This window comes from Streptomyces sp. NPDC007983 (genome assembly GCF_042958345.1).
Classification (GTDB): Bacteria; Actinomycetota; Actinomycetes; order Streptomycetales; family Streptomycetaceae; genus Streptomyces.
Genome location: NZ_JBIBJI010000009.1, coordinates 237,758 through 263,992, shown reverse-complemented (window position 1 = coordinate 263,992; position 26,235 = coordinate 237,758). Strand labels below are relative to the sequence as shown.

General features: G+C 71.6%; 18 protein-coding genes. 14 read left to right on the top strand and 4 right to left on the bottom strand.

Annotated features, from left to right (window positions below; all coding sequences use genetic code 11):
• The first annotated feature begins 5 nt into the window (after window positions 1-5).
• The 3 genes from gatA to gatB are packed head-to-tail and all read left to right on the top strand — an operon-like array spanning window position 6 to window position 3,255.
• Window positions 6-1,499 (top strand): Asp-tRNA(Asn)/Glu-tRNA(Gln) amidotransferase subunit GatA, encoded by a 1,494-nt coding sequence (gatA, locus tag ACFZCY_RS27785; protein WP_391178872.1) that lies wholly within the window; start codon window positions 6-8, stop codon window positions 1,497-1,499.
• A complete protein-coding gene (locus ACFZCY_RS27780) occupies window positions 1,496-1,735 on the top strand; it encodes a hypothetical protein (RefSeq protein WP_055547413.1) in 240 nt (79 codons plus the stop codon). The genes gatA and ACFZCY_RS27780 overlap by 4 nt, the downstream gene beginning before the upstream one ends.
• A gap of 14 nt (window positions 1,736-1,749) precedes the next feature.
• On the top strand, window positions 1,750-3,255 hold the full coding sequence (gene gatB / locus ACFZCY_RS27775) for an Asp-tRNA(Asn)/Glu-tRNA(Gln) amidotransferase subunit GatB (protein WP_391178865.1): 1,506 nt from the start codon (window positions 1,750-1,752) through the stop codon (window positions 3,253-3,255).
• A gap of 90 nt (window positions 3,256-3,345) precedes the next feature.
• Here gatB and ACFZCY_RS27770 read toward each other — a convergent pair whose 3' ends face one another.
• Window positions 3,346-4,827, bottom strand: coding sequence for a M81 family metallopeptidase (locus ACFZCY_RS27770; RefSeq protein WP_391178861.1), 1,482 nt, complete (start codon window positions 4,825-4,827; stop codon window positions 3,346-3,348).
• Between the two features lie 156 nt (window positions 4,828-4,983).
• Between ACFZCY_RS27770 and ACFZCY_RS27765 the strand changes: the two genes are divergently transcribed.
• The 6 genes from ACFZCY_RS27765 to ACFZCY_RS27740 all read left to right on the top strand — a co-directional run bounded on the left by ACFZCY_RS27765 (window position 4,984) and on the right by ACFZCY_RS27740 (window position 15,399).
• Complete coding sequence (locus tag ACFZCY_RS27765; protein ID WP_391178858.1) at window positions 4,984-6,795, top strand: ABC transporter substrate-binding protein; 1,812 nt, start codon at window positions 4,984-4,986, stop codon at window positions 6,793-6,795.
• Window positions 6,792-7,742 carry an ABC transporter permease subunit gene (locus ACFZCY_RS27760; RefSeq protein WP_391178854.1) on the top strand — a complete coding sequence of 317 codons (951 nt, stop codon included), beginning with the start codon at window positions 6,792-6,794 and terminating at the stop codon, window positions 7,740-7,742. Before ACFZCY_RS27765 ends, ACFZCY_RS27760 begins: the two co-directional genes overlap by 4 nt.
• Window positions 7,739-8,674: an ABC transporter permease subunit gene (locus ACFZCY_RS27755; protein ID WP_391178850.1), complete on the top strand. Its 936-nt coding sequence runs from the start codon at window positions 7,739-7,741 to the stop codon at window positions 8,672-8,674. Before ACFZCY_RS27760 ends, ACFZCY_RS27755 begins: the two co-directional genes overlap by 4 nt.
• Window positions 8,671-10,707: a dipeptide ABC transporter ATP-binding protein gene (locus ACFZCY_RS27750; RefSeq protein ID WP_391178847.1), complete on the top strand. Its 2,037-nt coding sequence runs from the start codon at window positions 8,671-8,673 to the stop codon at window positions 10,705-10,707. The genes ACFZCY_RS27755 and ACFZCY_RS27750 overlap by 4 nt, the downstream gene beginning before the upstream one ends.
• Before the next feature lie 159 nt (window positions 10,708-10,866).
• Entirely contained in the window at window positions 10,867-12,978 is a 2,112-nt protein-coding gene (locus tag ACFZCY_RS27745) for a phosphocholine-specific phospholipase C (RefSeq protein WP_391178844.1), read from the top strand.
• Window positions 12,979-13,113: 135 nt separating this feature from the next.
• Window positions 13,114-15,399: an MMPL family transporter gene (locus ACFZCY_RS27740; protein WP_391178841.1), complete on the top strand. Its 2,286-nt coding sequence runs from the start codon at window positions 13,114-13,116 to the stop codon at window positions 15,397-15,399.
• Between the two features lie 19 nt (window positions 15,400-15,418).
• Here ACFZCY_RS27740 and ACFZCY_RS27735 read toward each other — a convergent pair whose 3' ends face one another.
• The 3 genes from ACFZCY_RS27735 to ACFZCY_RS27725 form a co-directional block, all read right to left on the bottom strand.
• Window positions 15,419-15,583, bottom strand: a complete 165-nt coding sequence (locus tag ACFZCY_RS27735) for a DUF6191 domain-containing protein (RefSeq protein WP_361478181.1) — start codon at window positions 15,581-15,583, stop codon at window positions 15,419-15,421.
• Window positions 15,584-15,655: 72 nt separating this feature from the next.
• Window positions 15,656-16,843 (bottom strand): PQQ-dependent sugar dehydrogenase, encoded by a 1,188-nt coding sequence (locus ACFZCY_RS27730; protein ID WP_391178838.1) that lies wholly within the window; start codon window positions 16,841-16,843, stop codon window positions 15,656-15,658.
• 175 nt (window positions 16,844-17,018) lie between these two features.
• Entirely contained in the window at window positions 17,019-18,017 is a 999-nt protein-coding gene (locus tag ACFZCY_RS27725) for an aldo/keto reductase (RefSeq protein WP_391178835.1), read from the bottom strand.
• 73 nt (window positions 18,018-18,090) lie between these two features.
• Here ACFZCY_RS27725 and ACFZCY_RS27720 point away from each other — a divergent pair, with 73 nt between their 5' ends.
• The 5 genes from ACFZCY_RS27720 to ilvC all read left to right on the top strand — a co-directional run bounded on the left by ACFZCY_RS27720 (window position 18,091) and on the right by ilvC (window position 26,069).
• Entirely contained in the window at window positions 18,091-19,095 is a 1,005-nt protein-coding gene (locus ACFZCY_RS27720; RefSeq protein WP_391178832.1) for an NAD(P)-dependent oxidoreductase, read from the top strand.
• Window positions 19,096-19,437: 342 nt separating this feature from the next.
• Entirely contained in the window at window positions 19,438-22,362 is a 2,925-nt protein-coding gene (locus tag ACFZCY_RS27715) for an EAL domain-containing protein (protein ID WP_391178829.1), read from the top strand.
• Window positions 22,363-22,571: 209 nt separating this feature from the next.
• Entirely contained in the window at window positions 22,572-24,431 is a 1,860-nt protein-coding gene (locus tag ACFZCY_RS27710) for an acetolactate synthase large subunit (RefSeq protein ID WP_391178827.1), read from the top strand.
• Between the two features lie 39 nt (window positions 24,432-24,470).
• Complete coding sequence (gene ilvN / locus ACFZCY_RS27705) at window positions 24,471-24,995, top strand: acetolactate synthase small subunit (RefSeq protein ID WP_391178823.1); 525 nt, start codon at window positions 24,471-24,473, stop codon at window positions 24,993-24,995.
• Window positions 24,996-25,070: 75 nt separating this feature from the next.
• Window positions 25,071-26,069, top strand: a complete 999-nt coding sequence (ilvC, locus tag ACFZCY_RS27700) for a ketol-acid reductoisomerase (protein ID WP_361478164.1) — start codon at window positions 25,071-25,073, stop codon at window positions 26,067-26,069.
• Window positions 26,070-26,235 lie beyond the last annotated feature (166 nt).

Below are 26,235 nucleotides of genomic sequence, written 5' to 3'. Positions count from 1 at the left end.
CCCGCATGACTGATCTGATCAGGCTCACCGCGGCGGAGATCGCCGCCAAGGTCGCTTCCGGCGAGCTGACCGCCGTCGAGGTCACCGAAGCCCATCTGGCCCGTATCGAGGCCGTCGACGAGAAGGTGCACGCCTTCCTGCACGTGGACCGCGAGGGCGCCCTCGCGCAGGCCCGCGCCGTCGACGAGAAGCGGGCGCGCGGCGAGGAGCTGGGCCCGCTGGCCGGGGTTCCGCTCGCGCTCAAGGACATCTTCACCACCAAGGGGATCCCGACCACCGTCGGCTCCAAGATCCTCGAAGGGTGGATTCCGCCGTACGACGCGACGCTGACCCAGCGGCTCAGGGCCGCGGACGTCATCGTGCTGGGCAAGACCAACATGGACGAGTTCGCCATGGGGTCCTCCACCGAGAACAGCGCGTACGGACCCACCGGCAACCCGTGGGACCTCACCCGCATCCCCGGCGGCTCCGGAGGCGGCTCCTCCGCCTCCCTGGCGTCCTTCCAGGCGCCGCTGGCCATCGGCACCGACACCGGCGGCTCCATCCGCCAGCCGGCCGCCGTCACCGGCACGGTCGGCGTCAAGCCGACGTACGGGGCGGTCTCCCGGTACGGCATGGTCGCCTTCTCGTCCTCGCTGGACCAGGGCGGCCCCTGCGCCCGTACCGTGCTGGACGCGGCCCTGCTGCACGAGGTGATCGCCGGGCACGACCCGCTCGACTCGACCTCCATCGACGCCCCGGTCCCGGCGGTCGTCGAGGCCGCCCGCAACGGCAGCGTGCGCGGCATGCGCGTCGGCGTGGTCAAGGAGTTCGCGGGCGAGGGCTACCAGGCCGGCGTCATGCAGCGCTTCGACGAGTCGGTGGAGCTGCTGCGCGAGCTGGGCGCCGAGATCGTGGAGATCTCCTGCCCGTCCTTCGACAAGGCCCTGGCGGCGTACTACCTGATCGCGCCGTCGGAGTGCTCCTCCAACCTGGCCCGCTTCGACGCCATGCGCTACGGCCTGCGGTCGGGCGACGACGGCACCAAGTCCGCCGAGGAGGTCACCGCGCTCACCCGTGCGGAGGGCTTCGGCGCGGAGGTCAAGCGCCGGATCATGCTCGGTACGTACGCGCTCAGCTCCGGCTACTACGACGCGTACTACGGCTCGGCGCAGAAGGTCCGCACGCTGATCACCCGGGACTTCGAGAAGGCGTTCGAGCAGGTCGACGTGCTGGTCTCGCCGACCACCCCGACCACCGCCTTCCCGATCGGCGAGCGCGCCGACGACCCGATGGCGATGTATCTCGCCGACCTGTGCACGATTCCCGCGAACCTGGCGGGGAACGCGGCCATGTCACTGCCCTGCGGTCTGGCGCCGGAGGACGGTCTGCCGGTCGGACTGCAGATCATCGCTCCCGCCATGGCCGATGACCGGCTCTACCGGGTCGGTGCCGCGGTCGAGGCCGCGCTCACCGAACGCTGGGGCCACCCGCTGCTTGAGGAGGCACCGTCGCTGTGAGTGCGATTCAGAAGGCCAAGGGCTTCAAGAAGTCCAAGCCCGGCACCTACGTGTCCATCGCGACCTCGCTGTTCGGCGCGGTCAGCGTGATCAAGCAGGCCAAGAAGGCCCGCTTCGAGAACGACAAGCTGCAGCTGGCCGACGCGCTGGTGTCCGCCGCCGCCATCGCCACCGGCGTCGCCCTGCTCGTCCGCGAGCTGAAGCGCCTGGGCGACGACGACGTCCTCGCGGGTTGAGAGGTTGGTTTTCCGTGACCGTCACTGAACTGGTGTCGTACGAGGACGCCCTGGCCGCCTACGAGCCCGTGATGGGGCTCGAGGTCCATGTCGAACTCGGCACCAAGACCAAGATGTTCTGCGGGTGTTCCACCACCCTGGGCGCCGAGCCCAACGCGCAGACCTGCCCCACCTGCCTCGGCCTGCCCGGCTCGCTGCCCGTCGTCAACGCGACCGGCGTCGAGTCGGCCATCAAGATCGGTCTCGCGCTGAACTGCGAGATCGCCGAATGGTGCCGCTTCGCCCGGAAGAACTACTTCTATCCGGACATGCCGAAGAACTTCCAGACCTCGCAGTACGACGAGCCGATCGCCTTCAACGGCTATCTGGACGTCGAGGTCGACGGCGAGGTCTTCCGCGTCGAGATCGAGCGCGCCCACATGGAGGAGGACACCGGCAAGTCCACCCACGTGGGCGGCGCGACCGGTCGCATCCACGGCGCCTCGCACTCCCTCCTGGACTACAACCGGGCCGGGATCCCGCTCATCGAGATCGTCACCAAGCCGATCGTCGGGGCCGGGGAGAAGGCTCCCGAGGTCGCCCGGGCGTACGTCGCCGAACTGCGCGAGCTCATCAAGGCGCTCGGGGTCTCCGAGGCGCGCATGGAGATGGGCCAGATGCGGTGCGACGTGAACCTGTCGCTGCGGCCGCACGGCGCCGACAAGTTCGGCACCCGCTCCGAGACGAAGAACGTCAACTCGCTGCGGTCCGTCGAGCGCGCCGCCCGCTTCGAGATCCAGCGCCACGCCGCGGTGCTGGGCGACGGCGGGACGATCATCCAGGAGACCCGTCACTTCCACGAGGAGGACGGCTCCACGACGTCCGGCCGGGTCAAGGAAGAGGCCGAGGACTACCGGTACTTCCCCGAGCCGGACCTGGTGCCGGTCGCCCCCTCGCGCGAATGGGTCGAAAAGCTGCGGGCCGACCTCCCCGAGCTGCCGCGGGTGCGGCGCACCCGGCTGCGGGAGCAGTGGGGCATCTCGCACCACGAGATGCAGTCCGTCCTCAACGCGGGCGCCATCGACCTCATCACCGCGACGATCGACGCGGGCGCGGACGCGGGTGCCGCGCGCAAGTGGTGGATGGGCGAGCTGGCCCGCCGCGCCAACGAGGAGGGCGTCGAGCCGGCCGCCCTCCCCATCACCCCGGCCCAGGTCGCCCGGGTCTGCGCCCTGGTCGACGAGGGCTCCCTCAACGACAAGCTGGCCCGCCAGACCATCGAGGGCGTGCTGGCGGGCGAGGGCTCCCCGGACGAGGTCGTGGCCGCCCGCGGCCTGAAGGTCGTCTCGGACGAGGGCGCCCTGGGCACGGCCGTGGACGAGGCGATCGCCGCGAACGCCGCCATCGCGGACAAGATCCGCGGCGGCAAGGTCGCGGCGGCCGGTGCGCTGGTCGGTGCCGTCATGAAGGCCACGCGTGGCCAGGCGGACGCGGCGCGGGTGCGCGAGCTGATCCTGGAGAAGCTGGGTGTAGAGGGCTGACGCCCGTTTGTACGGCGGCGGGGTGCGCGGTTCGCACCCCGCCGCCGTCGTGTGGCCGGGGTGGGGGAACACAGCCGCCGCAGGCCCCGGCTACAGCAGCACCGGGGTCAGGTCCGGCTCCGGCATCGGGTCGTCGAAGGGGTACAGCGGCCGCACCACCCGGCGGTGGCCCAGCCGCAGCAGGTCCTGGTCCACCCCGCCCGGGGACAGGGCGAGCCGCCAGTCCGCCGCCATCTCGTACAGCTCCGGCTCCAGGTAGCCGATCTTCACCACGACCAGGTCGTACGTCCGCGGATCCAGCTCCCCGAAGTCGGCCAGCCGATGGAACGGCTTGCGGCGGCTGGTGAGGATCACCGTGACCCCGCCGCGCCGCACCGCCGCGAGGTCGCCGCCGACCTCGTCGCCGGGGCGGAGCGCGACCACCTCGCCGGTCAGTTCGTACGGGCCGCCGTGCGCCGTGGCACCGCTGATGTGCCCGCCGACCGAGAGCGAGACCGTCGCACCCACCCCCGCGGCGAAGCACCGCGCGACCGCCGCGGGGTCGGTGATGCCGGGGTGGAGGGCGGTGGCGCGGCCGGAGGCGAGGTCGTCGTGGGCGAGCAGCCGGCCGAGCAGGTACGCGAGGTCGCCCGCGCCGCCCGCGGTCGGGTTGTCGCCGGAGTCGCTGATGAGGAAGGGGTGGTCGGGGGAGGCGAGGGCGTCGGCGATGCACGCGTCGGCGCTGCCGGTGGGGCCGACGAAGGTGAAGTCGCGACGCACCTCCCAGTATTCGCGGGCCAGCGACCGGGCCTGGTCGACGACGAGCGCGGGATCGTCGCCGGTGACGACCACCGTGGCCCGGCAGCGCGGTTCGTCGGCCCAGGCGTAGCCGACCCAGATCGCCGCGTCCACGACGCCGTCCAGCGCCTCGACGGCGGCGAGCCGCCCGTAGAGCGACGCGGCGGGCTCAAGGCGGGTGCTGGTCTTCTCGCCGGGCAGCAGCACCGGGATCTGGACCCAGGCGATGTGGGGGCGGCCCTTGCCGGAGGCGAGGCGTTCGACGAGTTTGCGGGCGGCGCGTTCGCGCGTTTCCCAGGCGTCCTCGTGCGGGGCGAGCCGGTGCGCGGTGAGCAGGTCGAGGCGGTCGGCGAAGCGGCGTGAGACGTTGCCGTGCAGATCCATGGCGGCGGAGATCAGCGCGTCGGGTCCGATGGCCTCCCGTACCGCGTCGGTGAGATCGCCCTCGGCGTCGTCCATGCCGACGACGCTCATCGCGCCGTGGATGTCGTACACCAGCCCGTCGAGGGGGCCCGCGGCCCGGATGCGGTCGGTGAGTTCGGCCTTGAGGCGGGCGTACGTCGCGGGCTCGACGGGCCCGCCGGGGAGCGAGACGGCGTGCACGAGGGGCACCCATTCGACGTGCTCGGAGAGGTCGCCGTCCGGACGGGTCCAGCCGTAGCGGCCCAGCAGGTCGCCGCCGCGGGTGACCCGGAAGTCGTCGTAGCCGGCGCGGTGCGGGCTGAAGGTGCTGGATTCGATGTGCATGCCGCCGATGCCGATCCGCAGGCGGCTTCGGATGGTGGTGGGTGCCATGCTGCCTCGCTTCCGGTCGGTCCGCGCTCACCTTATGCGTTGGCCGAATGAAGACGATGTCACAACGGGCCTTCCGTGGTTACCATCCGTTCGTTCCCGTACCAGACGTAACAGAGCCTTGATGTGGTTTCACCGGCGTCCGTACGCGGAGGCAGCATGGGTCGGTCCGGCACACGCACGCGCATACGCATACGCACAGGCTTACGCGCCCTCCTCGCCGGGCTGCTCGCGGCCCTGCTGACCGGCGGCTGTTCGGCCGGGTCCGAGCGGGTCACGGACCTCGGCGCGACCGGCGGAACCAGGGTCGAGGGCGGTACGGCGACCATGGCGCTGCCGCCCGCCGCCGGACCCAACTGGATCTTCCCCATCGCCGCCCCCGGCTATCTGGCCTCGTACAACAGCGCCATCCAGAACCTGCTGTACCCGCCGCTGTACCAGCCGGTGAAGGCGGGCGGGAAGCTCACCATGGACAGCCCGCGCAACCTCGCCGAGCCGCCCCGCTACGGCGACGGCGGCACGACCGTGACCGTCACCCTGAAAAGGGGCTTCACCTGGTCGGACGGAACACCCGTGACCACCGGGGACGTCAAATTCTGGTTCGATCTGATCAAGAGCAACAAAAAAGAGTGGGCCGGCTATTCGCCCGGACTCCTGCCCGACAACGTCAAGCGCTTCGAGACCGTCGACGACCGCACCTTCCGGCTCCGGCTGGTCCGCCCGTACAACCCCGCCTGGTTCACCGCCAACCAGCTCGGCCTGAACGTCGTCCCGCTGCCGCGCCACGCGTGGAATCCGCGGAACGAGAGCCCCGAGAGGGCCTTCGCCCGGTTGATCCAGCACGCCGGGAAGCTGTCCGCGTTCGCCACCGATCCGCTGTGGAAGACCGTCTCCGGGCCCTGGAAGATCGAGCGGTGGAGCGCCTCCGGCCAGGTCTCGCTCGTCCCCAACCGCCGGTACACCGGTCCGGACACACCCCACCTCGACCGCGTCGTCTTCAAGCCCTTCACCACCGCCGACTCCGAATTCAACGTGCTGCGCTCCGGCGGCGTCGACTACGGCTACATCCCGCCCTCGGTGATGGCCCAGGCCGGGCGGTTCAAGGAGAGGGGCTATCGCGTCGATCCGTGGGAGGGCTGGGCGATCACCTATATCGTCCTCAACCTCAACCACCCCACCGCGGGCCCGATGCTGCGTCAGGCCTATCTGCGCCAAGCCCTCCAGCACCTGATCGACCAGCGGTCCATATCCAGGGTCGTCTGGCACGGCACCGCGGCCCCCACCCGCGGCCCGGTCCCCGCCAACCTCCTCGCCCGCGATCCGTACCCGTACGACCCGGCCAGGGCGCGGCGGCTGCTGGCCGGGCACGGCTGGCGCGAGCGTGACGGCGTGCTGCGGTGCGTGCGGCCCGGGACGGGACCGCACGCCTGCGGCAAGGGGATCGAGGAGGGGCGGCGGCTGCGGCTCTCGCTGCTCTCCCAGTCCGGCTCGACCGAGACCTCCAACCAGATGCAGGAGATCAAGTCCTCGTACGACCGGGCCGGGATCACCCTCGACATCCGGCAGCAGCCGCTCAACACCGTGCTCGGCACGACCGTGCCCTGCCGGCGGACCGAGCCGCTGTGCTCGGCGTGGGAGCTGGGGTTCTTCGGCACGGCCGGGAGCTGGTACTTCCCGCCCGCCCCCAGCGGGGAACAGCTCTTCGCCACCGGCGCCCCCTCCAACATGGGGAACTGGTCCGATCCGCGCACCGATGAGCTGATCAGGGCGACCGAGTACACCGGCGATCCGGCCGCGATGCGGCGCTACGGGGAGTACGTCGCGCGGCAGGTCCCCGTCCTGTGGACCCCGAACCCCGCCTACCAGGTCTCCGTCATCCGCAACGACCTGCGCGGCATCGACCAGAACCCCACCCTCACCCTCGCACCCCAGGACTGGTATTTCGTCAGGAAGGGAGCGGGCCGCGGATGATCCGTTTCCTGGCCCAGCGGACCGCACAGGCCGCCGTCGTCCTGCTCCTCGTCTCCGTCATCGTCTTCGTGCTGCTGCACCAGCTCCCCGGCGGCCCGGCCCGCGCCATCCTCGGCCCCAAGGCCACCCCGCAGGCCGTCGAGCACTTCAACCACCAGCAGGGCTACGACCGCTCGCTGCCCCTCCAGTACGTCCACTACCTGGGACGGCTGCTCACCGGTGATCTCGGCGAGTCGTACAAGCTCAACCAGACCGTCTCCGCCCTGCTGGCCGACCGGCTCCCCAAGACCCTGGTGCTGACCGGGCTCGCCATCGCGCTCGCGGCGGTCCTCGCCGTTCCGCTCGGCGTCCTCCAGGCCGTGCGCCGCGGCCGGATCGCCGACCACCTGCTCACCGGGATCGCCTTCCTCGCGTACGCCACCCCGGTCTTCTTCCTCGGCCTGGTCCTCATCCTCGTCTTCAGCCAGCGGCTCCAGCTCTTCCCGGCCGAGGCCCCGCAGGCGGACACGGCCATCGGTGTGCTGTCCGACCCGCGCGCCCTGGTGCTGCCCGTGGTCACCCTGGCGCTCGGCCTCGTCGCCGCCTTCAGCCGCTACACGCGCTCGGCGGTGCTGGACAACCTGGGCGAGGACTACGTCCGCACCGCGCGCGCCAAGGGCCAGTCCAACGCCCGGATCATGGCCCGGCACGTGCTGCGCAACGCGCTCATCCCGCTCGCGAGCCTCCTCGGCCTTTATCTCCCGACGCTCCTCAGCGGCACGCTCGTCGTCGAGTCGATGTTCAACTACCCGGGGATGGGGCTGCTGTTCTGGAACTCCGCCCAGGGCTCGGACTTCCCGGTGCTGCTCGGGGTGACCCTCGTCGTCGGTGTCGCCACCGTCCTCGGCTCGCTGCTCACCGACATCGCGTACGCCGTCCTCGACCCCCGGATCAGGAGCGTCTCGTGACCGCCGCGGCCTCCGTGAGCACCGACGGGACGGTGCCCGCCGCACCCGGTCCGGCCCGCCGCGCCCTCGCCGTCTTCACCCGCGACAAGCCGGCCCTGGCCGGCGCGGTGGTGCTGGCGGCGCTCATGGCCTTCTGCTTCGCCGGCCCGCTGGTCCGCCCCACCGACCAGGTGCACACGGACCTCGGCCGGGCCAATCTCCCGCCCGGCAGTCCCGGCCACCCCCTCGGCACCACCGACCTCGGCTACGACATGCTGGGCCGGCTGATGACCGGCGGCCAGACCTCCCTGGAGGTCGGCCTCGCGGCGGGGCTGCTGGCCACCCTCATCGGCACCGTGTACGGCGCGGTCGCGGGCTACTTCGGCGGCTGGCTCGACGCCGCGATGATGCGGATCACGGACGCCGCGCTCGCCATCCCGGCGCTGTTCCTGCTGGTCGTCGTCGCCACGATCGTCACTCCCAGCAAGCCCGTGCTGATCCTGATCATCGCCTCCGTCGCCTGGCTGTCCCCGGCCCGCCTCATCCGGGGCGAGGCGCTGGCGCTGCGCAGCCGCGACTACATCCACGCCATGCGGCTCATGGGCGGCGGCGGCGCGCGGGCCGTCTTCCGGCACATCGTGCCGAACGCCATCGGCACGATGATCGTCAACGCCACGTTCCAGATCGCCGACGCGATCCTGTACGTCGCCTATCTGTCGTTCCTCGGCCTGTCCATCCCGCCACCCGCCGCCGACTGGGGTTCCATGCTCAGCACCGGCATCACCTACACCCAGGTCGGCTACTGGTGGCTGATCTTCCCGCCCGGCATCGCGATCGTGCTCGTCGTCGCCGCGTTCACCTTCATCGGCGACGGCCTGCGGGACGCCTTCGACGTGCGGTTCCAGCGGCTCCAGGGAAACGGATTCCGGAGAGGCCGGGGTGAGCGCCGATGACCGGCCCCCTGCTGCGCGTCGACGACCTCCACGTCGAGATCCCGGACCGCGACGGGGACCGGCGCCGCACCGTGCACGCCCTCGACGGGGTGTCCCTCGACCTCGCCCCGGGCGAGGCACTGGGCCTCGTCGGCGAGTCCGGCTGCGGCAAGACCATGACCGCGCTGAGCATCCTGGGCCTGCTGCCGGGCGGAGGCCGTATCACCGGCGGTTCCCTCACCTTCGCCGGTACGGACCTGGCGAGCGCACCCGAACCGGTGCTGCGGGGCGTACGCGGCAACAGCATCGGCATGGTCTTCCAGGATCCGCTCACCTCCCTCAACCCCACCATGACCATCGGCGCCCAGGTCGCCGAACCGCTGCTGCTGCACAAGGGCGTGGCGAAGGCGGAGGCGTGGCGGCGGGCCGAGGAGATGCTGCGGCTGGTCGGGCTGCCGAAGCCGGGGGAGCGGCTGCGGAGCTATCCGCACCAGCTCAGCGGCGGTATGCGGCAGCGGGTCGCCATCGCCATGGCCCTGATCTGCGAACCCCGGCTGCTGATCGCCGACGAGCCGACGACGGCGCTGGACGTCACCACACAGGCCCAGATCCTGGAGCTGATCGACGAGTTGCGGGCGCGGCTGGGCATGGCGATGATCCTGGTCACCCACGACCTCGGAGTGATCGCCCGGCGGGTGGACCGGGTGGCCGTGATGTACGCGGGCCGGACGGTGGAACGGGCCGGTGTCCGCACCCTCTTCGCGGCCCCGCGCCACCGCTACACCCAGGCGCTCTTCGCCGCCCTCCCGGAACGCGCCGCCGACGCGTCCCAGCCCCTGGCCACCATCCCGGGCCTCCCGCCGTCGTCGTCGCCGGCCCGTCCGGCGGGCTGCCGCTTCGCACCGCGGTGCGGGTTCGCGAGCGAGCGGTGCGAGGCGGAGGAGCCGCCCCTGACAGCGGCCGAGCACGAGGGGCACGCCTTCGCCTGCTTCCATCCCGTACCGCCCGGCATCGATCCCGTCGCCCAGGTGGTCCCCGCGGCCCCTGCCCCGGCCCCGGTCCGTACCGACGAGACCCTGCTGCGGGTCACCGGCCTGACCAAGGACTACCCGCTGCGCGGCGGCCCGTTCGCCCGCCGCGGGGGCGCGGTGGTGAGCGCGGTGGCCGGGGTGTCGCTCTCCGTCCGGCGCGGGGAGACGTTCGGGATCGTGGGGGAGTCCGGCTGCGGGAAGTCCACCCTCGGCAGGCTCGTCGTCGGCATGGAACCCCCGACCGCGGGCTCCGTCCGGTTCGGCGGGCGCGACATCGCCACGCTGGACCGCCGCGCCCGCAAGGCGCACCGCCGCGAGGTGCAGCTGATGTTCCAGGACTCGTACGCCGCGATGGATCCGCGGATGCGCGTGGCGGAGATCCTGCGTGAGCCGCTGGTCATCCAGGGCATCGGGGACCGCGCCGGGCAGCGCGCGCGGATCGCGCGGCTGCTGGACGACGTGGGGCTGCCGCGCGGCGCCGTGGACCGCCATCCGCACGAGTTCTCCGGCGGCCAGCGCCAGCGGCTCGGGCTGGCGCGAGCGCTGGCGCTCTCGCCCTCGCTCGTCGTGGCGGACGAACCGGTCTCCGCGCTGGACGTCTCCGTACAGGCGCAGATCCTCAACCTGATGCGGGACCTGCAGCGCGAGACGGGGGTGGCATATCTGTTCATCTCGCACGACCTCGCCGTGGTCCGGTATCTCGCGGACCGGGTCGGCGTGATGTATCTGGGCAAGCTGGTGGAAAGCGGCCCCGCCGCGACGGTGTTCGCCGCGCCCCTCCACCCGTACACCTGCGGTCTGCTGGACACGGCGGACCAGGCCGATCCGGACGACGGGCCGACGGCCGCGCCGCTCGGCGGGGAGACGCCGTCGGCCGCCGATCCGCCCTCCGGCTGCCGGTTCCGCACCCGCTGTCCGCGCGCCCGGGACATCTGCGCGCGCGAGGAGCCGATGCCCGCCGAACCGGCCGCCCCGGGGCACCAGGTGGCCTGCCACTTTCCCCTGGGCCCCACGCTCCGCTGAGCCCGGCGTTCCGCTGATCCGGGGCTGCCATGCGGGAACGCCGTCGTGCCGTAACGCCGTCGTGCCGTAACGCCGTCGTGCCGTAACGCCGCGGACGTGCACCGGCCATCTGCTCTCACTAGCTTCCCTGTGCGGACGCTCACGGACAGGGAGGCACAGGTGGCATCGGACATCGCACGCCGGAGGCTGGTCGCACTCGGTGCCGGCGCGACGGGGGCGGTCGCGGCGGGTTCGCTGCTGCCGCCGTCGCTCCAGGCCGCCCTCGCCGCGCAGCCCGCCCCGCCGCCCGGCGGTCTCGACGCCATCGAGCATGTGGTCCTGCTGATGCAGGAGAACCGTTCCTTCGATCACTACTTCGGCACGCTCCGGGGCGTCCGCGGCTTTGCCGACCCGGGCGCCGTCACCCTGCCCGGCGGACGAAGCGTCTTCGCGCAGCCGAAGCCGGGCGGCGGCCACGTCCTGCCCTTCGGGGCGCGCGAGGCGGCCGAGGCGCAGCGCGAGGACCTGCGTTTCGTGGGCCAGCTCGACCACTCCTGGGACGGCGGCGCGAAGGCCTGGAACGGCGGCTGGATGGACAACTGGATCGCCGCCAAGTCCCCGGCCACCATGGTCCACTTCGACCGGGCGGACATCCCGTTCCACTACGAGCTGGCGGACACGTTCACCATCTGCGACGCGTACCACTCCGCCATCCACTCCTCCACCAGCCCCAACCGCAACTACTGGGTCAGCGGCACCACCGGCTACGAACCGGGCGGGCAGCGCGCGGTCGGCAACGACGCGTACGAGGAGGACAGCCACCCCGGCTACGACTGGACCACCACCCCCGAGGTGCTGGAGCGGGCCGGGGTGAGCTGGCGGGTCTACCAGGAGTGGGACAACTTCCAGGACAACAACATCGAGTTCTACCGGCCGTTCAAGGACGTGGCCCGCAAGGCGCTGGCCGGGCTGGGCTTCACCAGCACGAACGCGTTCTACACCACGGTGCGGGAGGCGTCCGGCGCCGAGCGGCGGCGGCTTCTCGACGGGCTGGAAGCGGGTCTGGCCAAGCTCGACGACGATGAGCGGCGGCTGTTCGAGCGGGGCTTGCGCCGGGTCGAGGAGGGCGGCTTCGAGGAGGCGTTCCGCGCCGACGTGGCAGCCGGGCGGCTGCCCGCGGTGTCGTACCTGGTGCCGTCCCCGCTGGACTCCGAGCACCCCGACGTCTCCACCCCCGCGCACAGCGCCACCGTCACGTACGCGGTCCTGGACGCGCTCGCCGCCCACCCCGAGGTGTGGCGCAAGACCGCGGTCTTCCTCACCTACGACGAGAACGACGGCTTCTTCGACCATGTGGTGCCGCCCAACCCGCCCGCCGACGTGGCCGAGGAGTGGTGGCAGGGCCGGCCGCTGGGTCTGGGGATGCGGGTGCCGATGCTGGTGATCTCGCCGTGGACGGTCGGCGGCTACGTCTGCTCCGAGCTGTTCGACCACACCTCCGCCACCCGCTTCCTGGAGAAGTGGCTGGGCATCGAGGTGCCGAACGTCTCCGCCTGGCGCCGTACCGTATGCGGCGACCTGACTGGTGCCTTCGCCTTCGGCAGCGCCGCTGCCCCGCAGCCGCTGCGCCACCCGGGGCCGCCCCCGGCGGACCGCGAGCACTGGACGCCGGAGCCGCCCGCCGACCAGCGGATGCCACGGCAGGAGGTGGGCACGCGTCCGGCCCGCCCGCTGCCGTACCAGCCGGAGGTGTCCGGCGTGTTCGAACCGCGGGCGGGGGTGATGCGGCTGGCACTCGCCAACGCCGGGGTGCGCAGCGCGCACATCATCCTCTTCCCGTACGCGGGCGAGTACGAGGCGCCCCAGCACCGCGACCTGGCCCCCGGCACCCTGTCCACCTGGGACGTGCCGGTGCGGGACGGGGGTTACGACTTCGTCCTCACCGGGCCGAACGGCTTCCGCCGGGAGTTCCGGGGCACGGCCGACGGCGCCGCCGCCGGGCTGCGGGTGCGCGGTGGCATCGACGCCCGCCGACGGCAGCTCACGCTCACCATCACCAACAAGGGGGAGCGCACGGTCGAGGTCACCGTGCGCCCGCGCGCCTATGTGGCCGACGCGGACGCGCGGCAGCGGACGGTGAGCGTGCGCGCGGGCTCGACGCGGGCCGTGGAGTTCTCGGCGAAGGAGGGCCGCGGCTGGTACGACCTGGTGCTGACGGCGGAGGGCGACCCCTCCTTCCACCGCCGCCTCACCGGGCACATCGAAAACGGGCGCCCCTCGGTCAGCGGTTGAAGCCACAGCTACCGGAGGCGCTTGCTCCGGATGTGGGGAAGCCCACAAAGGGGACAAAGGATCTTTTCCGGCTGACAGAGTGCCTTGGTCACAAGCACATCACGCCGCACTCGGTGCACAGACCGGAAAGCAGCCATGGCCGCACTCGCACGATGGTGTATCAGCCGCAGCGCCGTCGTGATCGTGCTCTGGCTGGGTCTCTTCGCGGGCGTCGCCGCCGCGGCGGCCATGGCCGGGTCCGCGTACTCGAACAACTACGACATCCCGGGCACCGGCTCCTCCACGGCCTCGCGCCTGCTGGAGCAGCGGTTCCCGGACCGGGCGGGGGACACCGACACCATCGTCTGGCATACCGCCGACCACGCCGGAAACGACCGCGCCGGAGCCGTGCACGCCGGAAGCGGGCGCGCCGGAAACGACCGCGCCGGAACCGTGCGCTCCGCGGACGTCGAGCGGCGGATGACGGCGGCGCTGCGGCGCGTCGCCGAGCTGCCCGGCGTCGTCTCCGTCACCGGCCCGTACGGCACCGACGACACCAGCCGCATCAGCGCCGACCAGCACACCGCCTACGCCACCGTCGTCTTCCGCGAACCCGCCGCCGACCTGGGCAAGGACGAGGTGCGCCGGGTCCTGGACACCGCGCGCTCGGCCGCCGCCCCGGGGCTGGAGATCGAGATGGGCGGCGTGGGCGCCGGGCTCACCGAGACGGCCGGGCCCGCCCACCTCAGCGAGGCCATCGGCGTCGCCGTGGCCGCCGTCGTCCTCTTCCTCGCCTTCGGTTCGCTCGCGGCGACCCTGCTGCCGATCGCCACCGCGCTCATCGGCGTCGGCACCGCGTACGCGGCGATCGGGCTGCTCGGCCACGCCATGACCGTCGCCGACTTCGCGCCCATGCTCGGCATGCTGATCGGGCTCGGCGTCGGCATCGACTACGCGCTGTTCATCGTCACCCGGCACCGCCGGGGGCTGCGGCAGGGGCTGCCGGTCGCCGAGGCCGCACAGCGTGCGGTGACCACCTCGGGCCGTGCGGTGATCTTCGCGGGCGCGACCGTGTGCCTGGCCCTGCTCGGCATGCTGGTGCTCCGGCTGAGCTTCCTGAACGGTGTCGCGGTCGCCGCCGCGCTGACGGTCGCGCTCACCGTCGCCGCCTCCATCACGCTGCTGCCCGCGCTGCTCGGGCTGATAGGGATGAGGGCCCTGAGCCGCCGCGAACGACGGCGGCTGGCCGAGCACGGGCCACGGCCCGGTACGCTGCCCTGCCTCGCCACCCGCTGGGCGTCCTTCGTGGAACGCCACCCCAAGGTGCTGGGCGCGGTCGCCGTCGTCGTCATGCTGACCCTCGCCCTGCCCACCCTCTCGCTCCGGCTCGGCACCTCCGACCAGGGAAACAACCCCCAGACCTCGACCACCCGGCAGGCGTACGATCTGCTCGCCGAGGGGTTCGGGCCCGGCTTCAACGGACCGCTGACGCTCATCGGCAGCATCGACGGCGCCGAGGACCGGATGGCCTTCACCCGGCTGACCACCACCCTGCGCACCACCGAGGGCGTCGCCTCGGTGAGCGCGGCGGACCTCGGCGGCGGAGGCGACACCGGGGTGATCACGGTCGTGCCCACCACCGCCCCGCAGTCGCCGGACACCTCGCGGCTCGTCGAGCGGCTGCGTGGCGAGGTGCTGCCGAAGGCCGAGGAGGGCACCTCGCTGCGGGTGTACGTCGGCGGACTGACCGCGGGGTACGACGACTTCGCGGCGGTGATCGTCTCCAAGCTGCCGTTGTTCGTGGGAGTGGTGGTGGCACTCGGCTGTGTGCTGCTGCTGCTCGCGTTCCGCAGCATCGGCATCCCGGTCAAGGCGGCGGTCATGAATGTGGCCGCCGTCGCGTCGTCCTTCGGTGTCGTCGTCGCGGTCTTCCAGTGGGGTTGGGGGAGCGAGCCGCTGGGGCTCGGCAGGGCGGGCCCGATCGAACCCTTCCTGCCGGTGATCATGGTGTCGGTACTCTTCGGGCTCTCCATGGACTATCAGGTGTTCCTGGTCAGCCGGATGTACGAGGAGTGGCAGCACACCCGCGACAACCGGCTCGCGGTCCGGGTGGGCCTCGCCGAGACCAGCCGGGTCATCAACTCCGCGGCCGTCATCATGATCGCCGTCTTCTCGGCGTTCGTGCTCAGCGGCGACCGGACCATCGCCATGTTCGGCATCGGGCTGGCGGCCGCGGTCGCCCTGGACGCCTTCGTTCTCCGCACGCTGCTGGTCCCCGCCCTGATGCATCTGCTCGGCGGCGCCAACTGGTGGCTGCCGGGCTGGCTGGAGCGGACCCTGCCGCGCATCAGCATCGAGGCGCCGGACCCGGGGCGGAGCCCGCTGCCCGTGCCCGGACCGCGTGCGCCCGAGGCGGACACGGCCCCCACGCCCGTACCGTAGGGCGCGCCCTACGGGGCCGTCAGCCCTCGCGAGGGCGGATCACCACCTGGCCGGAGTCGAGGTCTATCGGCCCCTTCCCCGGGTCGCTGTCGCCGATGTCCTCCAGCGTGAACTCCAGCCGGTTGCGCTCCTCTTCGGTGTGTTTGCGACCGGGCGCGAACAGCTCCTCGATGAGGTTGAACATGGCGACCCCCGTAGGTGTGGGACTGCGGCCAGTGTAAGCAGACCGCCAGAAAAGGGGCCGGGCCCGCCACCGTCAGCTGATGTCCAGCCGCAGGATCCGGTCATCCTCCTTGCCCGGATCACCCCGCCCGTCCGTATTGCTCGTGACCAGCCACAGCCCGCCGTCGTCCGTGGCGACCACACTGCGCAGCCGCCCGTACTTCCCGGTGAGGAACGCCTGTGGGGCGGCCACCGGCTTGGTCCCCCGCAGCGGGATCCGCCACAGCCGCTCACCGCGCAGCCCCGCCATCCAGATGGAGCCCTTGGCGAACGCGATACCGCTCGGCGAGGCGTCCTTGGGCTTCCACTGCTCGACCGGATCGACGAACCCCTTCTTCCCGGCCTTGCCCTCCACCTCCGGCCAGCCGTAGTTCTTGCCCGGCCGGATCAGATTCAGCTCGTCCCAGGTGTCCTGGCCGAATTCCGATGCCCACAGCCGCTTCTGGGCGTCCCAGGCCAGCCCCTGCACATTGCGGTGACCCAGGGAGTAGACGACGGAATTCGCCGACGGATTGCCGTGCGCCGGCTCGCCGTCCGGGGTCATCCGCAGGATCTTGCCGCCGAAGGAGTCCATGTCCTGGGCGAGCCCCCGCTCACCGCTCTCGCCCGTGCCCGCGTACAGCATCTTGTCCGGGCCGAAGGCGATCCGGCCGCCGTTGTGGATCGAGCCCTTGGGGATGCCCTTGAAGATCGTGTCCGGGGCGCCCAGCTGATCACCCGAGGGGCGCTTGTCGTCGTACACCATCCGGACGATCCGGTTGTCCGAGTCGGTGGTGAAATACGCGTACACCATGTGGTCCGCGCCGAAGTCGGAGGAGACCGCCAGACCCAGCAGACCGCCCTCGCCCGCGGGAGAGACGCCGGGCACGGATCCCAGCTCGGTCTGCTTCCCGCTGTCCGCCGAGATCTTGAAGATCTTCCCGGTGTCCCGGGAGGACACCAGCAGATCCCCGCCCGGCAGCGGGGCCACCCCCCAGGGCGATCGCAGCTTGGTGGTGAGCATGCTCACCACCTTCGCCGAACCCTTCTTGGGCGCCGCCGACTCACTGGCCGAGGGCGCCGACGACGGGGAGCCGCCCTTGGAGCCCTCCTTCCCGGGCGCGGACGAGCCCGACCGCTCGAAGGGGGACTTCCCGTCACCGGTCGAGCAGCCGGTGATCAGCGACAGCGCGGCCGTGGCGGCGAGGGCGGCGAGGGCGGGGGTGATGCGAGGACGTCGCACGGTCGGGTTCCTCTCGGTGGGGCACGTGTGCCGCGGCACGGCACTGATTCTTATACACCGCAGCTCCGCGCAGGGTTCCCTTCCCCGAACCGGCCCCCTGGCCCCGGCGGAGAGCCCTGGTCCCACGCCCCCCCCGGGCGGGCACTCCCAGCCCCACGGTCCCCGGGCGGGCCCCCTAGTCCCACGACCCCCGGGCGGGCGGCAGCGTGACGATCTCGGCGAGGTCGTCGGCGGTCAGCATCACGTCCACCGCCGCCGCGTTCTCCGCCGCCCAGCGCTCCCGCTTGGTCCCCGGCACCGGCACCACGTGCGGTCCCTGGGCCAGCAGCCACGCCAGCGCCACCTGAGCCGCCGTCACCGTCTCCCCGTGCCGCCGCGCGACCCGCCGCAGACCGGCCACGATGGGCTGGTTCGCCGCCATCATCTCGGCCGTGAAGCGCGGGTGCCGGGCGCGCATGTCCTCCGGTTCGAAGCCCTGCCCTGGCGTGAGCGTCCCGCTCAGGAAGCCGTTGCCCAGCGGCATCGCCGCCAGGAAGCCCACCCCGCGCGAGGCGCACCACGGCACCAGCGCCTCCAGCGCCTCGGGCGACCACACCGACAGCTCCGCCTCCACACAGCTCACCGGGAAGACCTGCTGCACCCGCTCCAGCTGCCGCACCGTCGCGTCGTGCATCCGCGCACCGGCCCGCCGCTGGGCCCGTGCCCCCACCGCGCACAGCCCCAGCGCCCGCACCTTGCCCGCGGCGACCAGCTCCGCCATCGCGCCCCAGGTCTCCTCTATCGGCACCTCGGGATCGGCCCGGTGCAGCTGGTAGAGATCGATCACATCGGTCTGCAGCCGCCGCAGGGAGGCGTCGCACGCCCGCTTCACATAGCCGGGCCGCCCGTTGGCCACGATGTGCTGCTCACCGACGAGCAGTCCGCACTTGGTGGACACGAAGGCGTCCGCGCGCCGCTCCTTGAGCGCCCGGCCCACCAGCAGTTCATTGGTGAAGGGGCCGTACATGTCGGCGGTGTCGAGCAGGCTCGCACCCGCGTCGAGCGCGGTGTGCACGGCGCGCAGCGAGTGCTCGCCGTTGCGCTGCGAAGCGGTGTATGCCCAGCTCATGGGCATGCACCCAAGGCCGATGGCACCCACCTCGAGCGCCGCCGCTCCGATTGTCCTGCGCTCCACCTGGCCTGACCCCTCCCGTTTCTCGCACCAAACTAACCTCTGCGGAGAGCCTCACTTCGCATAGCCTCCTGGCATGAGTGCAGATCACAGCGATACGTTCCGGCACCACGATTCGTCTCATGCCGCGTCCGGCGACTCGGCCCGCCCCCTCGTCTGGCTGCCCATCCCGCCCGAGGAGATCGAGGGCCTGCCCGAGAGCCTGGAGTACGCCCACTGGGACGGTGGCCCCGAATACCCCACCGACCCCGCCCGCGTCGCCTTCTACTGCGCGCCGTACATGAAGCGTCCCGAGGTGCTGGCCCGGCCGCTGGAGGCCATGACCGGTCTGCGGGTGATCCAGACGCTCACCGCGGGCATAGACAGCCTGCTGCCCGCCATGTCACGCGTCGTCCCCGGCGTGCAGCTGTGCAACGCCCGGGGGCTGCACGACGCGAGCACCGCCGAGCTGGCCCTGACCCTGATCCTGGCGTCGCTGCGTGACATCCCCGGTTTTGTCCGCGCCCAGGACGCCGAGGAATGGAACTCCGGCTTCCGTCCGGCGCTCGCCGACAAGTCCGTTCTGATCGTCGGATACGGTTCGATCGGCAGCGCGATCGAGGACCGGCTCGAACCCTTCGAGTGCGAGCGGGTGACGCGCGTCGCGCGCTCCCCGCGCACGACCGAGCGCGGTCCGGTGCACCCGATCGACGCCTTGCCTCAACTGCTTCCGGAGGCCGACGTCGTTGTCCTGGTGACCCCGCTGACCGAGCAGACCCGGGGCCTGGCCGGAGCGGACTTCCTGGCGAAGATGAAGGACGGAGCGCTGTTGGTGAATGTCGCACGGGGCGCGGTGGTGGACACCAAGGCGCTCCTCGCCGAGGTGGAGAGCGGCCGGCTGCGCGCCGCGCTGGATGTCACCGACCCCGAGCCCCTGCCCGCCGGGCATCCGCTGTGGCACGCTCCAGGAGTGCTCATCACCCCGCATGTGGGCGGCCCCTCGTCGGCCTTCCGGCCGCGCGCCAAGCGGCTGTTGCGCGCCCAGCTGCGCCGGTTCGCCGCGGGCGAGCCGATGGAACATCTGATGATGACCACGGGGTAGACGAGGGGGCAACATGCCCCTGGCAGTACATACAGACATCGATTGACTGCACTCCGTATATACAACGCCGTAGTCGATTACGGTGAGTAGATGGCCTATGTCCCTGAGTGACCAGTCTGGTGTATCGTCCCGAGCGGGGGCTGCGCCAATGACCTGACGGCGTCAGCGATGGACCGGAACTCGAGGGGGGCGACGGGCGATGTATGGCCAATGGACCAACGACCCGACGCAGCTCAGGCGTCGACCGCGACTATTCCGCGCAGCCGCGCGGCTCTCGATGACGAAGCTCATGGGGATACGGCTCGCGCGGCCGCGCCCCCTCGCACGACGGGTGGCAGCGCGGTGAGCGCCACCGGAGCGGTGCTCGCCCGGCCGTCGGTCTCCGGCGGCACCCGGCTGCTGCCCCAGGTCGTCCTGGCCCTGGTCTGCGCCGCGTACGCGGTGGGTGCGGTGCTCGGCTGGGGGTCGGCCGAACTGGCCGTCTTCATGGGCGACTTCGGCCTGGCGGCGGCCGCGCTCACGGCCGCGGCCTCCTGTCTGTGGCACGGGCGCAGGAACTCGGGGCGGATGCGCCCGGCATGGCTGCTGTTCGCGGCCTCCTCCGCCATGGCCGCCCTGGGCAACGCCACCTGGGGGTGGTACGAGGTGGTGCTGGGCCGTCCCGTGCCCACCCCCTCGTTCGCCGATGTCTGCTTCCTGCTCTTCGCGCCGCCCGCGATCGTCGGCATGCTGGTGCTCGCCAAGCGCCCGCAGAACCGGGCCGGATGGATCTGCCTGGGCCTGGACGCCTGGCTGATCGCCGGATCACTGATGACCCTGTCGTGGAGCCTCGCGCTCGCCCACACCGGGGAGTTCGGCGGGGACGCCGAGAGCGTGGCCCGCAGGGCCTTCTCGCTCGCCTACCCACTGCTGGACATCGTGCTGGTCAGCATGGTGATCGTGCTGCACTTCCGGCGCTCGTCGTCGGCCAGCCGGCCGGCGGTCAACACCGCGATCGCGGCGTTCGCCCTGACCGTGCTGTGCGACGCGCTGTTCACCTCGCCGCTGCTCCACGAGCGCTACCACTCCGGCCAGATCCTGGACGCCGGATGGTTCGCCGGCTCGCTGCTGCTCGCGTACGCGCCCTGGGTGGCCCGGCGGGACGCCGCCGAGACCCCGCCGCCCGTGGCGCGCCGCTCCGACCGGCCGAGCCGCCCCACGGCGGGCGCGTTCGCCGCCCTGGCGCCGTACCTCGCCGCCGCCGTCTGCACGCTGGGGATCCTGTTCAACGTGATGGACGGCCGCCCGGTCGACGGGGGAGTGCTCTTCACCGCCTGCGCGGTCGTGCTCGCCCTGCTCGTCCGGCAGGCGATCATGCTCATGGACAACATCGCGCTCACCCAGGAGCTGGCGCACAAGGAGAACCACTTCCGGTCCCTGGTGCAGAGCTCCAGCGATGTGATCATGATCGCCGCGCCCACCGGCATCCTGCGGTACGTCAGCCCCGCCGCCACCGGCGTCTACGGGCGGGACGCGGACGAGCTGATGGGCTCCGAACTGGCCTCGCTCATCCACCCCGAGGATCTGGGTCCGGTGGTCCACGAGGTCCGCCGGTTCCTGGCCGCCTCGCCGGGCGAGGAGCCCACCACCCGCATCGAGTGCCGTTTCCGCTCCGGCTCCGGCGACTGGCTCAACGTGGAGTCGACGATCAACCGCCACCACGGCGGCCTGATCTTCAACAGCCGCGATGTCACCGAGCGGGTCCGGCTCCAGGCCCAGCTCCAGCACAGTGCCGAGCACGACCCGCTGACCGACCTGCCCAACCGCGCCCTGTTCACCAAGCGGGTCCGGCACGCGGTCGGCGGCCGCCGCCGCACCGACGCGGGCACCGCCGTGCTCTTCATCGACCTCGACGGCTTCAAGGCCGTCAACGACACCGTCGGCCACCAGGCGGGCGACGAGCTGCTGGTCCAGGCCGCCCGCCGGCTCCAGGAGTCCGTGCGCTCCGGCTCCGGCGACTGCGCCGCCCGGCTCGGGGGCGACGAGTTCGCCGCCCTCATCGTGGGCGACGGCGCCGGGGACACCAGCACCCGCGAATGCCGCATCCTGGAGATCGCCGACCGGCTGCGGGCCCGGCTCTCCCAGCCCTACCGGGTCGAGGGCGGCACCGAGGTGCGGGTCGCCGCCAGCATCGGCGTCGCCTTCGCCGAGCCCGGCACCAGCCCCGGCGCCCTGATGCGCAACGCCGACCTGGCCATGTACCGGGCCAAGGCCGCCGGAAAGAACCGCGTCGAGCTGTACGCCCCGCAGATGCAGGCCGAGGTGGCGCGCCGCGCCGAGGTCGCCACGAGGCTGCGCGCCGCCCTGCACGACGGTGAGTTCGTGCTGCTGCACCAGCCCGTCGTGGAGCTGGCGACCGGCCGGGTCACCGCCGTCGCGGCGCAGCCCCGCTGGCGCTCCGCCCAGGGCATCCTGTTCACCCCGGCCGAGTTCCTGAGGGTCGCCGACAACGGGCGCGGCGGCGACCACGGCCGCGCGGGCGAAGAAGGCGCCCGTACCGCCGAGCTGACCCGGTGGACGCTGGAGGCCGCCGTGGAACAGGCCGCCGAGCGCCGTCGCGACGGCCATATGGTCCCCGTCTGCGTGCGGCTGCCCGCGGGGCGTCTGGTCGACAAGTCGATGCCGCCCAAGGCCGTCGAGACCCTGCTCACCCGGCACGGTCTGCCATCCGGCGCGCTGATCCTGGAGCTGACCGACAGCGATCCCCGGGTGCCGCTGGACGAGCTGGAGCACCGCCTCGGCGCGCTGCGCCGCCTGGGGGTGCGGATCGCGCTCGACGGCTTCGGCAGCGGCTACGCCGCGATCAGGGCGCTGCGCAGGCTCCCCATCGACGTGCTCAAGCTGGACCAGGGGCTGGTCGAGGGGGTGGTGGAGTCCTCCCGGCTGCACAAGATCACCTCAGGGCTGCTGCGGATCGGCGGCGATCTCGGGATGCAGTCCATCGCGGAGGGCGTGGACCTGCCCGAGCAGCTGGTGACCCTGCGCGGCATGGGGTGCACCCACGCCCAGGGCATGGTCTTCAGCGGGCCGCTGGATGAGCACCGGCTGCGTCGGGCGCTGATCCGCGGCGGCTATCCGGTGCCGCGCTCGGACGCCCCGGTGCTGGTCGGCGGCGGGTTGCCGGTGCGGCACGGCGGATACGGCGGGCATGGGCCCCGGCGCCCGGAGGCGCACCACACCCACCCGCCGACCCGCTCAAATACTGAGACTCCTGTCCCACCCACTTGACACCTGATACGCGCGGGGGGGAGGGTCGGAGCCATGCGCACCCGAATTCTCGTACTTGGACAGCGCGTCGGCTGAGCAGGGTCATGTTGAAGCCCTGCGGACCCTCACCGGCGCGCTCCCCTCGCTTGCCTCACGGCACGAGGGGTTTTTTGTTGCACTGACGCCTGTGCACCGCCTTCCTCCCGCATCACACCTCATTCGAGAAGAGAATGCCGATGACCGAGCAGGCCTCCGGGGCCCATCATCCCCAGCCGCGGGCCCGTAACGGCGGACCGCAGTCCGCCACCGTCGAGCACGTCACGGGCGCGCAGTCCCTCATCCGTTCGCTCGAGGAGGTGGGCGCCGACACCGTGTTCGGTATCCCCGGCGGTGCGATCCTCCCCGCGTACGACCCGATGATGGACTCCTCGAAGGTCAGGCACGTACTCGTCCGTCATGAGCAGGGCGCGGGCCACGCCGCCACCGGGTACGCCCAGGCCACCGGCAAGGTCGGCGTCTGCATGGCGACCTCGGGCCCCGGCGCCACCAACCTGGTCACCCCGATCGCCGACGCCCACATGGACTCCGTCCCGATCGTCGCGATCACCGGTCAGGTGGCCTCCAAGGCGATCGGCACGGACGCCTTCCAGGAGGCGGACATCTGCGGCATCACCATGCCGATCACCAAGCACAACTTCCTGGTCACCAAGGCCGAGGACATCCCGCGCACGATCGCCGAGGCGTTCCACATCGCCGCCACCGGCCGCCCCGGCCCGGTCCTGGTCGACATCGCCAAGGACGCGCTGCAGGCCAAGACCACCTTCTCCTGGCCGCCGCAGACCGACCTGCCCGGCTACCGTCCGGTGACCAAGCCGCACGCCAAGCAGATCCGCGAGGCCGCCCGGCTGATCACCGAGGCCCAGCGCCCGGTGCTGTACGTGGGCGGCGGCGTCCTCAAGGCGCATGCCACCGCGGAGCTGAGGGTGCTGGCCGAGCTGACCGGGGCGCCGGTCACCACCACCCTGATGGGGCTCGGGGCCTTCCCCGACAGCCACCACCTCCACCTCGGCATGCCGGGTATGCACGGCACCGTCGCCGCCGTCACCGGTCTGCAGAAGGCGGACCTGATCGTGGCGCTCGGCGCGCGCTTCGACGACCGGGTCACCGGCAAGCTCGACTCGTTCGCCCCCCACGCCAAGATCGTGCACGCGGACATCGACCCGGCGGAGATCGGCAAGAACCGCGCCGCCGACGTGCCGATCGTCGGGGACGCCCGCGAGGTCATCGCGGATCTGGTCGTCGCGGTCCAGGCCGAGCACGACGCGGGTCACACCGGCGACTACTCCGGCTGGTGGGAGGACCTGAACCGGTGGCGCGAGACCTACCCGCTCGGCTATGACCTGCCCGAGGACGGCAGCCTGTCGCCGCAGCAGGTCATCCAGCGGATCGGCGAGCTGGCCCCGGAGGGCACCGTCTTCGCCGCGGGCGTCGGCCAGCACCAGATGTGGTCCGCCCACTTCATCCAGTACGAGCAGCCCGCTACCTGGCTGAACTCGGGCGGCGCCGGGACCATGGGCTACGCCGTCCCGGCCGCCATGGGTGCCAAGGCCGGCCTGGAGGACCGTACGGTCTGGGCGATCGACGGCGACGGCTGCTTCCAGATGACCAACCAGGAGCTGGTCACCTGCGCGCTGAACAACATCCCGATCAAGGTCGCGATCATCAACAACGGCGCGCTGGGCATGGTCCGCCAGTGGCAGACCCTGTTCTACAACCAGCGCTACTCCAACACCGTGCTGCACTCCGGCCCGGGTGCTGACACCACCCAGCCCAGCGCGGGCACCAGGGTCCCGGACTTCGTGAAGCTCGCCGAGGCCATGGGCTGCATCGGCATCCGCTGCGAGGACCCGGCCGACCTCGACGCCGTGATCGAGAAGGCCAACGCGATCAACGACCGGCCGGTGGTCGTGGACTTCATCGTCCACGAGGACGCCATGGTGTGGCCGATGGTCGCGGCCGGCACCTCCAACGACGAGATCCTGGCGGCGCGTGACACCCGCCCGGACTTCGGCGACGGCGAAGACGACTGAGGCCACGGGACCGAGAGAAGAAGAAGAGAGACACACGCCATGTCCAAGCACACGCTCTCCGTCCTGGTGGAGAACACCCCGGGCATCCTCGCCCGGATCGCCGCCCTGTTCTCCCGCCGCGGCTTCAACATCGACTCGCTCGCCGTGGGCGTCACCGAGCACCCCGACATCTCCCGCATCACCATCGTGGTCAATGTCGAGGAGCTGCCGCTGGAGCAGGTCACCAAGCAGCTCAACAAGCTCGTCAACGTTCTGAAGATCGTCGAGCTGGAGGACGGCTCGGCCGTTCAGCGGGAACTCGTTCTCGTGAAGGTCCGCGCCGACAACGAGACCCGCTCCCAGATCGTCGAGATCGTCCAGCTGTTCCGCGCCAAGACCGTGGACGTCTCCCCGGAGGCCGTGACCATCGAGGCCACCGGCAGCAGCGACAAGCTCGAGGCCATGCTCAAGATGCTGGAACCGTACGGCATCAAGGAGCTGGTGCAGTCCGGCACGATCGCCATAGGGCGCGGCGCCCGCTCCATCACCGACCGGAGCCTGCGCGCGCTCGACCGGTCCGCCTGACGAGACCCCCGAACCTTCACCGGCCCGCCCGTCATACGGTGGGACGCACAACCCACACGCTAGGAGAATCCCGAAGTGGCCGAGCTGTTCTACGACGACGACGCCGACCTGTCCATCATCCAGGGCCGCAAGGTCGCGATCCTTGGCTACGGCAGCCAGGGCCACGCCCACGCGCTGTCGCTGCGCGACTCGGGCGTCGACGTGCGCGTCGGCCTGCAGGAGGGCTCCAAGTCCAAGGCCAAGGCCGAGGAGCAGGGCCTGCGCGTGGTGAGCCCCGCCGAGGCGGCCGCCGAGGCCGACGTCATCATGATCCTGGTCCCGGACCCGATCCAGGCCAAGGTCTACGAGGAGTCCGTGAAGGACAACCTGAAGGACGGCGACGCGCTGTTCTTCGGGCACGGCCTCAACATCCGGTACGACTTCATCAAGCCGCCGGGCAACATCGACGTCTGCATGGTCGCCCCCAAGGGCCCGGGCCACCTGGTCCGCCGCCAGTACGAGGAGGGCCGCGGCGTGCCGTGCATCGCGGCCGTCGAGCAGGACGCCACGGGCAACGCCTTCCCGCTCGCCCTGTCGTACGCCAAGGGCATCGGCGGCACCCGGGCGGGTGTCATCAAGACCACCTTCACCGAGGAGACCGAGACCGACCTCTTCGGTGAGCAGGCGGTGCTGTGCGGTGGTACCGCCGCGCTGGTCAAGGCCGGGTTCGAGACCCTGACCGAGGCCGGCTACCAGCCGGAGATCGCGTACTTCGAGTGCCTCCACGAGCTGAAGCTGATCGTGGACCTCATGTACGAGGGCGGCCTGGAGAAGATGCGCTGGTCGATCTCCGAGACCGCCGAGTGGGGCGACTACGTCTCCGGCCCGCGGATCATCAACGACTCCACCAAGGCCGAGATGAAGAAGATCCTCGGCGAGATCCAGGACGGCACCTTCGCCAAGAACTGGATGGCGGAGTACAACGCCGGTCTGCCGAAGTACAACGAGCTGAAGAAGGCGGACGAGGACCACCTCCTGGAGACCACCGGCAAGGAGCTGCGCAAGCTCATGAGCTGGGTCGACGACGAGGCGTAAGCGCCCGGACGGCGCGGTGGGCCGTGCCCCGGGTGTGGCGGGGGGGGGGGGGGGGCCCCCCCCCCCCCCCCCCCGCCGGGGGGGGCCCCCCCCCCCCCCCCCCGCGGGGGGGGGGGGGCGGGGGGGGGCCGGCCCCCCCCCCGCGCCGAAAAAAAAATGAAAAAAA